The sequence below is a fragment of the Microvirga ossetica genome, assembly GCF_002741015.1.
Lineage (GTDB): Bacteria > Pseudomonadota > Alphaproteobacteria > Rhizobiales > Beijerinckiaceae > Microvirga > Microvirga ossetica.
Genome location: NZ_CP016616.1, coordinates 5074928 through 5088830, shown reverse-complemented (window position 1 = coordinate 5088830; position 13903 = coordinate 5074928). Strand labels below are relative to the sequence as shown.

13 protein-coding genes and 1 pseudogene are annotated in these 13903 nt (G+C 62.0%); 4 read left to right on the top strand and 10 right to left on the bottom strand.

All coding sequences use genetic code 11. The annotated features are described in order from the left end of the window. Positions 1-178 precede the first annotated feature (178 nt). From BB934_RS24385 to BB934_RS24345, 9 genes are all read right to left on the bottom strand, one after another. The gene (locus BB934_RS24385; RefSeq protein ID WP_099511997.1) at positions 179-898 is read right to left on the bottom strand and encodes a haloacid dehalogenase type II; all 720 of its coding nucleotides are present in this window, start codon (positions 896-898) and stop codon (positions 179-181) included. Between the two features lie 149 nt (positions 899-1047). Then, the gene (locus BB934_RS24380) at positions 1048-2286 is read right to left on the bottom strand and encodes a metal-dependent hydrolase family protein (RefSeq protein ID WP_099511996.1); all 1239 of its coding nucleotides are present in this window, start codon (positions 2284-2286) and stop codon (positions 1048-1050) included. A 26-nt stretch (positions 2287-2312) separates the two neighbouring features. Then, positions 2313-2807: a GAF domain-containing protein gene (locus BB934_RS24375; protein WP_237050081.1), complete on the bottom strand. Its 495-nt coding sequence runs from the start codon at positions 2805-2807 to the stop codon at positions 2313-2315. After that, entirely contained in the window at positions 2804-3703 is a 900-nt protein-coding gene (locus BB934_RS24370) for a branched-chain amino acid ABC transporter permease (RefSeq protein ID WP_099511995.1), read from the bottom strand. Before BB934_RS24370 ends, BB934_RS24375 begins: the two co-directional genes overlap by 4 nt. Before the next feature lie 4 nt (positions 3704-3707). Next, positions 3708-4574: a branched-chain amino acid ABC transporter permease gene (locus tag BB934_RS24365; RefSeq protein WP_099511994.1), complete on the bottom strand. Its 867-nt coding sequence runs from the start codon at positions 4572-4574 to the stop codon at positions 3708-3710. After that, positions 4574-5770 (bottom strand): ABC transporter substrate-binding protein, encoded by a 1197-nt coding sequence (locus BB934_RS24360; protein WP_099511993.1) that lies wholly within the window; start codon positions 5768-5770, stop codon positions 4574-4576. Before BB934_RS24360 ends, BB934_RS24365 begins: the two co-directional genes overlap by 1 nt. Before the next feature lie 13 nt (positions 5771-5783). Beyond that, entirely contained in the window at positions 5784-6542 is a 759-nt protein-coding gene (locus BB934_RS24355; RefSeq protein WP_099511992.1) for an ABC transporter ATP-binding protein, read from the bottom strand. Further along, positions 6539-7324, bottom strand: a complete 786-nt coding sequence (locus BB934_RS24350) for an ABC transporter ATP-binding protein (RefSeq protein WP_099511991.1) — start codon at positions 7322-7324, stop codon at positions 6539-6541. Before BB934_RS24350 ends, BB934_RS24355 begins: the two co-directional genes overlap by 4 nt. Positions 7325-7350: 26 nt before the next feature. Continuing rightward, positions 7351-8064: a TetR/AcrR family transcriptional regulator gene (locus BB934_RS24345; protein ID WP_099511990.1), complete on the bottom strand. Its 714-nt coding sequence runs from the start codon at positions 8062-8064 to the stop codon at positions 7351-7353. Positions 8065-8865: 801 nt separating this feature from the next. Between BB934_RS24345 and BB934_RS24340 the strand changes: the two are divergent. From BB934_RS24340 to BB934_RS24325, 4 genes and pseudogenes are all read left to right on the top strand, one after another. Then, positions 8866-9052: pseudogene (locus BB934_RS24340) on the top strand (hypothetical protein); the annotation flags it as partial. A 121-nt stretch (positions 9053-9173) separates the two neighbouring features. Continuing rightward, positions 9174-9797, top strand: coding sequence for a DUF6894 family protein (locus BB934_RS24335; RefSeq protein WP_099511989.1), 624 nt, complete (start codon positions 9174-9176; stop codon positions 9795-9797). A gap of 99 nt (positions 9798-9896) precedes the next feature. Continuing rightward, positions 9897-10151 (top strand): hypothetical protein, encoded by a 255-nt coding sequence (locus BB934_RS24330; RefSeq protein ID WP_099511988.1) that lies wholly within the window; start codon positions 9897-9899, stop codon positions 10149-10151. 243 nt (positions 10152-10394) lie between these two features. After that, positions 10395-11576: a S1C family serine protease gene (locus BB934_RS24325; protein WP_099508205.1), complete on the top strand. Its 1182-nt coding sequence runs from the start codon at positions 10395-10397 to the stop codon at positions 11574-11576. A gap of 171 nt (positions 11577-11747) precedes the next feature. On the opposite strand, the gene BB934_RS24320 is transcribed toward BB934_RS24325, so the two are convergent. After that, positions 11748-13430 carry an arylsulfatase gene (locus BB934_RS24320; protein WP_099508206.1) on the bottom strand — a complete coding sequence of 561 codons (1683 nt, stop codon included), beginning with the start codon at positions 13428-13430 and terminating at the stop codon, positions 11748-11750. Positions 13431-13903: the final 473 nt, after the last annotated feature.

The following is a 13903-nucleotide window of genomic DNA, read 5'->3' as shown; positions in this document are numbered from 1 at the left end:
GAGCTCGTTCTTGTTGGAGTGACTGCGTTTCGATGTGGCCGGCATCCGGGAGCATTGGTCGGAGAGCCGGGACGGAGCCGCAGGTGCATCCGATACCGGCAGCGATGTCCCGATACGTGTCTGGAACGAACGTTCCCGTCTCCGTTCTCAAGGGTCAATCGCGTTGCCAGGTTTGGCATCAGCGGACTTGCTCCCGATGCGCATTTGCCAATTCGGCCATGCTAGTGAACTGAAAGTCGTAACTTGGCGTTTCGCCCGGATCCATAGTGGCTCCGAAGCCCGTCTCCTGCTTGCGCCGGAAAATCCAACATGATGCAAGCCCCATATCGTTGGCCGGCTTGTGATCGTGGAACAGACTTTCCGCCGTATGAAGGATGTCGGTCCTGGCAAGCCCAATGCCCTGAAGCTTTTCGAGCATGTACTCGAAATTCCGCAGGCTAGGTTTGTACGATCCGATGTCCTCCGCGGTGAAGATGGCATCGAATTCAACCTTAAGCCGCCGATTGCTGTGGCTGAATGTCTCGTTGTCGACATTCGACAGGATCGCAAGCTTGTAGTGCTTTTTGAGATACTGGAGCGCGTCGGAGGAGTCCGGGAAAGCCGGCCAGTTGCGAACGGAGCGACCATAGACCGCGCATTCCTCGTGGGAGGCAGGGACGCCCCATTCCTCGGCGAGGCGTTTGTAGACAACGCTCAAGAGATCCCGGTAGAGCATCGACGGCGTCTGCCGCTGCTGCGACGACTCATGGCGCGCATGAGCCTCCAGATTTTCGTTCCGCGTGAGAGGCCGATCCGTCATGCTGGTGAGGGGCTTCAGGGCTTCGACCATCCCGCTTTCCCAGTCGATCAGAGTTCCGTAACAGTCGAAGGTCAGAACCTTGAAATCGGTTAGACGCATCTCAGGTTTCTCCTATGTTGCGAGCATTCCGGAACGACGTCGCCGCACGAGGCGCATTGCCGAAGCGGCCGGGCGCAAGGCCCAAGGGCGATCCAAGGGCGGCGGTCCGGCCGGACGGGTCGTCCGGCCGGATCGGCAGGCTCCGTCGATCAAGCTGCCAGCTCATCCTTCACGAAGCGTCCTGCTCTCATGATCGCCGGCATACGCCGCCCTTGGCCAGTCAGAACCGACAGGTCCTTCAAGGGATCGCCGTCGACGACGATGAGATCCGCATGGGCGCCGGCCTCGACCACACCGAGCTTCCCCTCTTGCTTGACGACCTTGGCGGCATTGATCGTGGCGGAGCGGATGACCTCGATTGCAGGCAGCACCTCACCGCGCAGGATGAACTCATCGGATTGATGCTGGTGCATCTCCCCGAGAAGATCCGAGCCGTATGCCATCATGACGCCTGCATCGTGCAGCGTTTGAAGTGCAGCAAGACCCTGGCTGCGCACGTCCTCGATCTTGGCGACTGACTCAGGCGGCAGGCCGAAGGAAGCGCCTTCCTTGGCAAGATAATCAAACGTCACATTGGTCGGCACCACATAAGCGCCTTTTTCCTTCGCGAGCCGCGCCGTTTCAGCCGAGATCAGGTTGCCGTGCTCTATGGATTCGACCCCGAGCTCCACCGCCCTGCGGATGGCCTCGTCCGTGTAAAGGTGGGCGGCCACATAGGTTTGCGCGTTGCGCGCCTCCTCGACCGCAGCGCGGATCTCGTCCGCGGACAAGCCGAGGAATGCGATCGGATCCGTCGGCGACGACACACCGCCATTGGCCATGATCTTGATGAACTGGGCACCGGCCTTGATCTCCTCGCGGGCAGCCCGGCGAACATCGTCCACACCATCGACGACCCGACCGAGGCTACCGGCCTTGTCCGCATAGTAGTCGACGTTGCGGGCATGGTACCGGCCGCGGTAATCGGTGTGGCCGCCGGTTTGCGAGAGGGCCTTGCCGCAGATGACGAGGCGCGGAGCCTCGATAAGCCCCTCCTCGATCGCCATGACGAGACCATGATCGGCGCCGCCCAGGTCGCGGACGGTGGTGAAGCCGCGCATCAACATCTCGCGCATGATCTTGGCGGAACGCAGCGCCACGAGCGTGTTCGGCAACTCGGCGTTGGCGCCGAGATTGGCAACCGTGGCGATGACGTGAACGTGGCAATCGATCAGGCCTGGCATCAAGGTCTTGCCGGCGAGGTCGATCACGCGGGCGGACGAAGCCGTGATTGGGCCATCGGACACCTCACGGATCTCTCCGTTCTCCACGAGAACGTTGTGGTCGGCAAGAGCTTCGTTTCTGCGTCCGTCGAGGATGCTGGCGTTCTTGAACAGGATAGCGGACAACGCATGTCTCCTATGAGCAATGGTTTTTACTTGCGGGCTTTCATCAGGGCGGAAATGAGCAGCGGCGTGAAGGAGCGGACGACGGCGACCTGATCCTCGCTCGCATAGGCCCCCTCCTCGTCCAGGACGTTCAGGGTCCCGAGGATCTCCCCGCCCTCCTGCACGGACACGTTGATGACGCAGCCGAGCCCGAGGCTCTCGATCAGCTCATGGTCGGGGAAAGCCCAGCGGATCGCTTCTTTGTCGCGACCGAGGAAGGTCTGCTTGCGCGCCAGCACGAGATCGCCCCAGGGGGTAGGTCCCATGCGCTTGCGGCCTTGCACCGGGTAGGCTTCCGGCTGTGACGAGTAGACCCGCTCCACCTCCTCGCCGCCCTCGCAGCGCACGAGGATGGTAAAGAGACGATGGCCGATCAGGTCGCCGATGGCCTTCTCGACGGCACGGTACGCCGCCTCAGGCGAAGCGTCCTGCGCGATCGCGTCGGTGACCGAGAGATAGGCCTGAAGCAATTGGTTGTTCATGAGGCTGGAGCTTTCTGTGAACGTTCGGGAAGAAAGCCGTCGGGACGCAAGGTCAGCACGATGACCAATCCGATGCCGACGGCGATTTCGCGAAGGGCGGCGGCTTGCAGGGCCGTTACCCCTGGAGCGATCTCGGCAAGAAAACGTGTCGCCTCAAGAAAGGCGATGAGAAGATAGGCACCCAGCACCGCACCCGCCGGACGGGCGTTTCCACCGGCTGTGACCGCGAGGAAAATATAGATCGTGATCAGAGGCTGGAACTGATCCGGAGCGACATAGCTTGTGTAGTGGCCGTAGAGCGCACCTGCCAGACCCGCGATCGCAGCTGCGAGGGAGAAGGCTTGGGCCTTGAAGCGCACGATGCTTTTGCCTGCCACGGAGGCAACGGTCTGGTCCTCTCGGACAGCGCGCAACGCTCGTCCCCATGGAGACGCGAGAAGCCTGCGCTGAAGCACGTAGACCAGGACAACGGCCGCGACGGTGATCAACAGGGTCCCGAGATGGAACCAGATTCCCGTGTCACGGGCGATCATGACCGGAACGCCGGAGATGCCATCGGTGCCTCCGGTGAGCCAGACTTCGTTCGAGGCCACGATCCGCACGATTTCGGCAAAGCCGAGCGTCACGATCGCGAGGTAGTCGTCCCGCAGGCGAAGGGTCGAGAAGCACACCAGCAGGCCCGCGAAACCTCCGGCCAGCACGGCCGCGAAAACGCCGACCAGGATCGGCACTTGCTCCCATGTTGTGAGCATCGCCGAAGCATAGGCGCCGACCGCAAAGAACCCGGCAAGGCCGAGATTGACAAGCCCCGCCAGTCCCCAGGACAGCATGAGGCTCTGCGCCAACAGCGCATAGATCGAGCCGACGACCAGCATGAACAGGATATAGGTCAGCATGTTGTCAGCCCGCCTTGCTACCGAGGAGACCCGAAGGCCGTATCACGAGCACCACAAGGATGACGATGAAGCCGACGGCGAGGCGATACGCGGGAGCCAGCGCAAGCACCGTGAACTCTTCCACGATACCGATGACAAAGGCACCCGCCACAGCGCCGGGAATGCTCCCGAGCCCACCCAGAACCGCGGCGGCGAACACCGACAGGAGCACGCGTCCGCCCAGGAGAGGATCGATGGACGTATCCAGGCCGATGAGCGTGCCTCCGACGCCGCATAAGCCGCTGCCGACCGCGACAGTGACCAGCGCGATCAAGCGAGGGTTGATGCCTTTCAAGCGCGCCAGGTCGGCATTGTCGGCAACCGCCCGCATCGAGCGTCCGAGCGACGAGAACGACAGAAAGGCCCAGACCGCAACCATGATCGCAAGAGCGAAGATGAAGTTGGTGATCTGCTGCGGCCCGATCCGGATCGGGCCGAAGACAAGATCGCGAGCCAATGGAAGGTCGAACGCCCTCAAATCGTTGCCGAAGAAAAAGCGAACGACGTTCTCGATCACCATCGCCATGGCAAGCGATCCGATGGCCTTCATCAGCGCACCGCCCCGTCCAAGACGTTCCAGCGCTCCGTACTCAAGCGCCGCCCCGAAGATCGCCGCGCTCACGAAGGCAACGACGATCGCCGCGACGATCGGGAGCCCGAAGGTGACGTTCGCGATCCAGGCGACGTATGCGCCGGCCGTAGCCAGCGCACCGATTGCGAAATTCGGGAAACGCAACACCGCAAAAATGGCGCTGAAGCCAAGCGCCGGAATTGCCAGGAGCGCTCCGGCGATCAGGCCGTTGACAAGGGCTTGAAGGACCGCGTCGAACATCACGCAATCTTCAGCAGGGTGATCTTACCGCCCTTGACCTGCTCATAACGGAACTTGGCATCGGTGATGTCGCCGATGTCGGTGAAGTCGCAGGGGCCGGAAGCGCCGTCATAATCGACCTTCTTGCCGTCGGCGATCAGCTTGAGCCCATCGACTGCGGTTTCGACGCGCTCGCCGCCGCCCTGCGATACCTTGCGCACGTTGTCCTTGATAACGGTGCCGGTGTCGCCCTTGCCGACCGCCATGGCCATGGCGATCAGGTTGAGGTGATCATAGACTTGGCAGCTATACGTATCGGGCGAGTCGACTCCGAGGAGACGCGCCACATTCTTGTAGGCGTTGCTGCCTTCGGCAGGAGACGGAGACAGGGTGTAGATGCCCTCGCTCACATCCGCCGGAAGCGCATCCACAAGCTGCTTGTTCACGGAATAACCGAAGCCGAACAGGCTGCCGCGATAATTGGCGCGGTAGAGATCGCGGACGAGCACCGCGGTATCGTTGGTATAGCCGCCCATCACGATCGCATCAGGCTTGCCGCGCAGCACCTGATCGACCTCGGTGCGCAGGGTCGTCTTCTTGTCGTCGTAGATCAGCGAGGTGGTCTTTCCGCCAGCCGCCGTGACGGTCTTGGTCAGCGCTGCATATTGAGACTCGGTGAAGGGCGTCTGCGGCGAGACGAACGCCACGGTCTTGGCATTGGCGCCGAGGGCGAATTCTCCGAACTTGGTTCCTTGCAGGGTCGTGGTCGGCTGCGTTCGGATCAGGAAACCCTGGTGGGGGAGCAGAGTGATCGGCTCCGCACCGGAAACGGTTGAGAGGAACACGCCTGACTGCGAGCACACCGGCACAACTGCCGTGGTGACCGCGGAGGCCCAGGTGCCGATGATGGCTGACACCTTGTCGATATCGATGAGCTTGCGTGCGGCGCGCAGACCGGCCTCAGGGCTGGTCTGGTCGTCTTCCGAGATGATGAGCAGTTGACGTCCGAGAATGCCGCCTGCCTTGTTGATCTCGTCTGCGGCCTTCTTCACAGTATTCGCCATGGCCGGGCCGTAGGAGCCTCCCGAGCCAGTGAGCGGGGTCAGCGTTCCGAGCTTGATGGGACCCGTCTGTGCCCGCAAGATCGCCGGCATTGCCACTGTGCCGACAAAGGCGACGCCAGCGCCGAGAATATGTCTGCGCGTGATATCTGTCATGATACTGTCCTCTTCAGTGACGCGGGAGATCGGCCTGCTGGCCAACCCCAGTCGGTTTGGTGGCGCGTCCGCCCAGGAAAAGACGGCGGATATCGGGATCGTTGGCGACGGTTTCGGCCGGTCCATCGAGATGATTTCGCCCATCGACGAGCACATAGGCGCGGTCGGAGACCTCGAGAGACTCAAGCGCATTCTGCTCGACCATGAGGATCGCTATGCCTTCGTTGGCGATACTTCGGATGTATGCGAAGAGCTCGTGCGCTGCCTTCGGGCTGAGACCTGCCGTAGGCTCGTCGAGCAGAAGTGCGCGGGGCTTGCCCATGAGAGCCATCGCTATGGCGAGGATCTGACGTTGTCCGCCTGACAGACTCTGGGCCGAAATACGGCGTTTGTCGAACAGCATCGGAAATCGTGCATAAGCCTCTTCCATCCGCCTTTTTGCCGCGCTGCGTTCGAACAGGCAGCTGACTTCGAGGTTCTCCGCGATCGTGAGCGAACCGAAGACATTGCGCTCCTGCGGCACGAAGCCGAGGCCCGCCTTTGCGATGGCCTGCGGCGACTGACCCGTGATGTCCTCGCCGTCGATCAAAACCCGCCCCTGCGACGGGGACAGCAGTCCGGAGATCAGCTTCAGCGCGGTCGACTTGCCGGCGCCATTTGGCCCGATGATGGTGACGACCTCGTCCGTATCCGCGCTCAGGGCCACGCCCTTCACGATGTGTTCGGCCGAGGCATAGCCGCCGACGATGCCTTCGACATCCAATAACCTCATCTGCGCCCTCCAAGGTACGCATCCTGAACTTCGCGGTTTTCCCGCACGTCGTCGAAGGTTCCTTCAGCAAGTGTCCGGCCCTGCGCCATCACGATCACACGCTTGCAGATGCGCTCGATCAGCGCCATGTCGTGCTCGATGAGCAGCACCGTCATGCCCTCGGACACGAGCGCGAGCAGGTGGTCGCCGATTTCCTCAGCGAGCGTGGGGTTCACGCCGGCCGCCGGCTCGTCGAACAGAATCATGCGAGGCTCGGCCATTAGGGCTCGCCCAATCTCCAGGAGCTTCTTCTGCCCCCCGGAGAGAGCCGTCACCTTGTTGTCGATAACGTGGGACAGCCGCAGGCGCGCAGCGATGGACAAAGCCTTCTCCGCTAGTTCCGCCTCACGCTGTCGCGCGCTCGCCGATCCAGCCAAGGCTGTACCAATGCCTTCGCCAGGCTGTTGCGCGCCATAGACCATCAGGTGCTCGAATACCGAGAGCTTGGGAAAGCCGCGCGCGATCTGAAACGTCCGAACAAGCCCGAGCCGGGTGATCTTGTGAGGGCTTAAGCGCTCAATGGAATGGTCCATGAATCTGATGGATCCGGAATTTGCTCTGTAAAGGCCGGAGATGACGTTGAACATCGTCGTCTTTCCGGCACCGTTGGGCCCGATCAGTCCGGTCACGATCCCCGGCTCGACGTGGAACGATGCCCCGTCCAAGGCCTTCAGTCCTCCGAAGGCGAGACGGACCCTCTCTACGGCCAAGGGATGTGTGAATGTATCATGGGTCGCTAGCATGGGTGCCTTTGCGTGTGCGTGCACGTTTACCGCCCTTTCATCGCTCCCTGATGCCGTGGCTTCGCCGAGGAGATCTTAAGCGCAGCCAGACTCTGCTTCGGTTCGCCCGCACCTGCGGGGTATTCATCATTCTTCAGCATGAATTCACGGCGCATCCGCTCCTTCCAGAAATCGAGCAGCGCATCGAAGTAAGCCGGATCGTCTCTAGTGGCGGATTGAGCGATCATCCCGCGGATCATGCACATCGTCGCGTTCATCAGGACGAGCGCATGCTCGACCTCAACGCCAACCTGCCCTGCGAGTTCGGCCCAAACGGAGTTGAGGCCTGCATGAAATTCCTTGACGACCGGAATGATAGCCGCACGGAACTCTTTGTTGTGCCTTGCCTCAGGCAAATACTCCATTGTGACGTAGAACAGGCGGTGGTTCATCATCCGCCACAGGTAGTCGACAATCTTGTCGGACGTTCCTCCGGATTGACGTATCCCATCGGCCATCTCGTGAAGGCCGGCCGTCGCGTTGCGCAGTTGATGGGAGACTGCCGCCGCGATGATCTCCTCTTTCGAGTTGAAGTGATGAGTCAGTGCACCTCGCGACACTCCGGCAGCCTCTGCGATGTCAGAAGTCGACATGCGGTAAAGTCCACGGTCATGCAGCAGATCGATAGTCGCGTTGAGCAGCTTGAGCGTCGTGTCGGCGCTGCGCTCCTGCTGTGTTTTCCTACGACCGCGGGGCTTCATTCCGTTTCTCCCGTGGCGTTGAAACTGGCAGACTGATTACAAACAAACAAGCCTGTTTGTTTGTCAGTTGTGCGGAACTTTCGTATTATCTGCCTTAGTAATGAGCATGCTGTCCCCCGTTCTGCACGGCCGAGACTGCTTTAGTAGCCGTTTCGCAACACTATGTTGCGAAGTAACAACTTCCCAGCACCGAGCATATGGTGCGTTCCGTCGATTTGTGGATCGTCAAAACGAAATCCCATCCAGTTCAGAACCGCACTCCAGATTGGTATAGGTCCAGTTTGGGGCAGCCTCTCGCGTTCCGGTCACCCAACAAACGTCGGCTCATGGGCGCCGAAGCGGACCAAGGTCTTACGTCGCAGGAATGCCAGAAGCGGCCTTTCCCACTGAATTTAACACAGTTGCGATGGGCGCCTTCCGGCAGGCTCTTATGCCACTCATCCGGTCACGCCGCAAAGGCCCGTACTCCGGCGATTGGCTCAATCGAAGTGGACAGATATCCCACAAATCATGCCACAGCCATTGGCCCGGCAACCCTTTGGGACTGTAGCCTGACGCCTGTCCGGTTCTGTCAAGCCATTGGCCCCTCCAGTTAAGTGCGCTTCCGTGAATTGATGTAAATTTTGTACTCATAAGTCGTGCGCTCTGAACCAAGGACGATCTCCCTTGCCTTGCTCGCCGGGAGCTAGATCTGCCGCCTCTCGCCGGAGGATCGCGGACATCAAGAAAGCTACATTGTTTGCCGTTTACCTCGCCAACGCCAGCCTCCTCGTGATCTCCGTGGCCTAATCCCAGCAGACGATCGCCCCCGGCGCCCCGGATGCCACGGCCACCATCGATGGACCGCAACTCCCCGCCCCAGACCCGGCGTTCGGTGGCCTGGGACGACGGCTTGATGGCACCCCGCGTCTTGCCACCGAAAGGCGCGCCCAACGTCCTGCTGATCATCACCGACGACGCCGGTTTCGGCGTACCCAGCACGTTCGGTCTAACCCACTATTATGGGATCCTCAGCCACTTGGCGGTGACTTGAAGAGTCTTTCAAAGGATGACGCAGGAGGTTTGTCTTAATCAAGCAAGTCATTGGCCTGTGACAGCAAGGCGGGCGGATGCTTTCCTCGCTAATAGCCGTCCTGTCGGTCCGTAGGGGCAATATCGGTGCCGAACCCGCCCGCCTGAAGGCAGCCCTCAAAGAGCGCCAGCGGGCGGATACCCGTTTCGATGACCCATTCACTTGCCTTGACCGGTTCATAACGCCGATGCCGCGCTTCTATTTCGACCTCCTCCTGGGTTCAGATTTCAACCGCGACGAGGTTGGTTATGAGATCGACAGCCTCCGCGCCGCCGAGATCGAGGCCGTGCGCACTGCGGCGGATCTGATGCGGGACCGATTGCTCAAGATGCAAAGTGCCACCCCCGACGGTGTTCGGATTGAGGTGACGGACGAGCATCGGCAGCCGGTCCTCACCGTGACGGTCTCAATCGAGGTCGAACGGGCGGGGCCGATGCCTCCGACATGTCAAGGTCGAGCATGTCTCTCGATCGCCGTTCCAAAAGCTGTCGAGTATCGCCGTCAGGCACAGGCGATCCGGACCATCGTCGAGAAGATCGCGATCGACGAAGCACGCGAACAGCTCCTTGAAACCGCCGAGCACCTTGAGGAACTCGCGAACGAAGCGGAGTGCAAGGCTTACGCCGACGGCTCCAAGCTGCAGCCTCGATCAGACGCGTGATTCGACAAGCGCCTTTCGAGAAGGCGCATGGTTAGTTGGCGGGATTGCACTCAAGGCTTGTGACCACGCTTTGACATTCAACGGAGATAGCGTCGGCAGATGCTCGAAGCCTCGGACACTCTCACTGGAGCCATCGCAGAGCTTGCTGCCGGCAATGTGGGCACGGTCTCCGTTCTGGGACAGATCATCGACGATCCGTTCGCCGGCCTCATGATCCTCTTGGACCTTGAGAGGATTGGCCTGCGGGGCGAGCAAATCTGGCTGCTGTATCGGGATGTGCATGGCATGGACCTGGACGGATTCATCCAGCATGTGAAGGTTCAGGCCGGCAATCTCAGCCGCCGCAGGGCATGATCCTGATCCTCGATTTCCCCACGGCGGAATTCGCAGAAATGCACTCAGGGAGCCGGATGGGATATCGGAGACGGCGGTCCGAAACTGCAAGGCGTGCCCGGTGGGCTTTCGCAAGACAGCGCGTTGCTCGGGCGACACCACTCCAGTCTTACGAAGTCTTCATGTCTGCGTCAGGACGCCGTAACGGCGGCTCTGGCATCCAGGTCTCATGACGAACCCGAGGGGTTCAAGGAGGAAGACCAGATGCCAAACGTGAATTCCAGTCGCGCCCACAAGCGCACCGCCAAGTGGCTCGGCGCCGCCGCCGTGGCTGCCCTCATTGCCGGCGGCGCGGTCCAGACCGGGCTCATCGCTCCGAACGAGGCTCATGCGGAACTGCGGTCCATGGCGCAGCCCGTGCAGGGCGCCCCATCGTTCGCCGACGTGATCGAGCGGGTGAAGCCCGCGGTGGTGTCCGTCAAGGTGAAGGTCCAGAACGTGGCCAGCCGCGACGGCGATCAAGACGGCCCGGGGCTCTCGACCCCCGACCTGCCCAAGGGTCACCCGATGGAGCGCTTCTTCCGCGACGGCCAGCAGGGCCCGAGCCAGCAGCCGAAGCAGTTCGGCCAGTCCATGGGCTCCGGTTTCTTCATCTCGGCCGACGGCTACGTGGTGACGAACAACCACGTCATCGAGAATTGGTCGGCAGTCGAGGTCACCCTGGATGACGGCAAGTCCTACGACGCCAAGGTGATCGGCACAGATCCCAAGACCGATCTTGCTCTGCTGAAGGTCGAGGGCAACGACTTCCCCTATGTTCGCCTCGCGCCCCAGAAGGCACGGGTCGGTGATTGGGTGATGGCGATCGGCAATCCATTCGGCCTCGGCGGCACGGTGACGGCCGGCATCGTCTCGGCCCAGCACCGCGATATCGGCAGCGGCCCCTATGATGACTACATCCAGATCGACGCTCCCGTGAACAAGGGCAACTCGGGCGGTCCGACCTTCAATCTCGCGGGCGAAGTGGTCGGCGTGAACACGGCGATCTTCTCGCCGTCGGGCGGCAATGTCGGCATCGCCTTCGCCATCCCGGCCAGCACGGTCGACACGATCGTGACCTCGCTCAAGAACGGCGGCCAGGTGGCCCGCGGCTTCATCGGCGTGCAGATGCAGCCGATGACCAAGGAGCTCGCCGAGGCCATCGGCCTCAAAGAGCCCAAGGGCGTCCTCGTGGCCGAGGCCCAGAAGGACAGCCCTGCGGCCAAGGCGGGCGTCCGGATCGGCGACACCATCGTCGCCGTGGACGGGGAACGGATCGGCGATGCCAAGGACGTGGCGCGGAAGATCGCGAACGTGGCCCCGGGCAAGTCCGTGTCGCTCACGCTCTTCCGCCAGGGCCAGGAGCGGACGGTGACCGTCGAAATCGGAGCCCAGCCGAAGGCGTAACCCGTCGGCGATCGGTTGGATGTCAGCCTCTCATTCCCTTCCGAGGAGCTGGTGTGCTTGCCACCGACAGGCTGGTTAACCCCTAACAAGCCATCCTGTCGGTGGCCGCATCAGGCTGACCGAGGTGGGACGCATGTGATGCGCGCCCCGCCCGATTGCCACGGAAGGAAGCTAGCCACCGCCGGACTTCACACGAGGCGGGTTCCTCAGATCGAGGAACGGGACCGGATTGTCCGGACGCTGGAGATCGGGCCTGAGATCGTTCGAGGCTCCGCCCGGGTACCGCTTGATGCTCGGATACTCGATGATCGACTTGTCGAAATCGATCAGGACCGGGTAGATCAGGGCCAGCACCCAGCCGTTGTCCTGCCCGGCATATTTGCCCGGCGAGGACGTCGCCATCCGTGACGACATCGCGCCGTTGAACGTCATGTCGTACTTCTCGAACGGGTCCATGGTCAGATTGTAGACCGAGCCGATCGCGCCCAGGTTCTGCTCGGGCCCGAGCCAGGTGTCCTTGGCCGTCCACAGGTACTTCCATGCGATGTTGAGATCTGGATTGGCCGGATCGCCGGCCACGTCCGCGCGCGCTCCCATGAAGCTCTCGCCGTCGATGTAGATCCATGACCGGCGCGCCGAATGGGGGGCCTGCCCGAGGATGTAGGCGCTGTTGTCGATGCTGTCGAAGTAGATCGGCTTGCCGTCGTCGCCGGTCCAGGCTCCGTGCGGCGGAGGCGTGAGCCCGGTCATTGCCGCGAGCGTCGACCAGCAGTCGATGTGTGACATCATCTCGTGGTAGTTCGCGCCGGCCGGGATGTGGCCTGGCCACCACATCAGGCCCGGCGTGCGCCAGCCGCCCTCGAACGCGCTGCCTTTCTCGCCGCGGAACGGCGTGGTCCCGGCATCGGGATAGGCGTCCTGCCAGGCGCCATTGTCGGCGGTCAGCACGACGATCGTGTTCGGCGCCTCCGCCCGGATCGCGTCCATGATGCGGCCGATGTCGTCATCGAGTTCCATCACCGAGTCGGAATAGTCGCCCAGCCGCGACCGGCCGGCGAACTTCGCGGAGGCGTTCGTCGGGTTGTGCATCTTCATGAAGTTGACGTCCATGAAGAACGGCTTGTCGTCGTTGGCATGCGCCTTGATGTAGTCGACCGCATAGTCGGTCTGCCGGACGTCGAACTCGGCGAGGTAGTCATAGCTGATGGTCGCGACCTTGGTCGCCGGCTGGCCCGCCACGCCCTCCCATTCGAACATGTTCACCACGTCGAAGTAGCCCCGCGAGAATTCCGCGTTGTAGGAGGGGAACCACGGGTGGAACCACTTCGACGTATCGCTGTAGGTATAGACGCCGGGATAGTAGGCCGCGAACGCCTTCATCTCGTCGAAGCCGTGCTCGATCGGATACGATTCCGGCTTGTCGCCGAGATGCCACTTGCCCGAGAAGTAGGTCGAGTAGCCGTTCCGCTTGAAGAATTCGGCAATCGTCGGCGTCTCCTTGCGCAGCGCATTCTCGTCGCCGGGGGCGACCACGATCGAGAGCGCCGAGCGGATCGGGATGCGTCCCGTGATGAATGAAGCGCGTCCGGCCGTGCAGCTCGCCTGGCCGTACCAGTTCGTGAAGACTGCGCCTTCCCGCCCGATACGGTCGATGTTCGGGGTCGGATGGCCGAGAGCCGCGCCGCCTCCGGAATAGGCCCCGAAATCGTTCCAGCCGGTGTCGTCGGTCATCAGAATGACGACGTTCGGCCGCTTGCCGGGGGCCTGGTTGGGCGGGGCCTGGGCGGAGGCGGCAAGGGCCGAACCCGCGAGCAAGGCCGACGACAGGCAAAGCGTGAGCAACTTTTGTCTCATGGGGATCTCCATGGCAGCCATGCCCATGACCGCACCGGGAGCGGAGCCGAACCCGGCGGGCGACGGATGGCGCAGGTTTGACGACCAACGCGGCACGCAAGAAATCTTCGCGGCAAAACGACGGTCATCCTAGGCGTGTGGAGGAAGGCCTGCTTGACCGGGCCGGACACCGACTTGACACTTCCAGACAGCCCTCCCGGATGCCGCTGCCGCCGGATCGCATCCACCGACGCCGCGAGCGGGGTGCCGATCTCATCATGCCCGTGCTCGACATCATGCCCGTGCTCGAAGTGCGGCCGTCGGAGCCGGATGTCCGGATCTGTCACCGGAACGTCCTGATCGATCAAGCAGGCGGGAATCACCCGGCTATGATGGGACATCTCATGCCGGCGCAAGCCCGGTCGGCCCGCACGAAAACCGGACGGGACTCATTATGACGGACACTTTGGCTGTTGTCGGCCTCGGCCGACGGC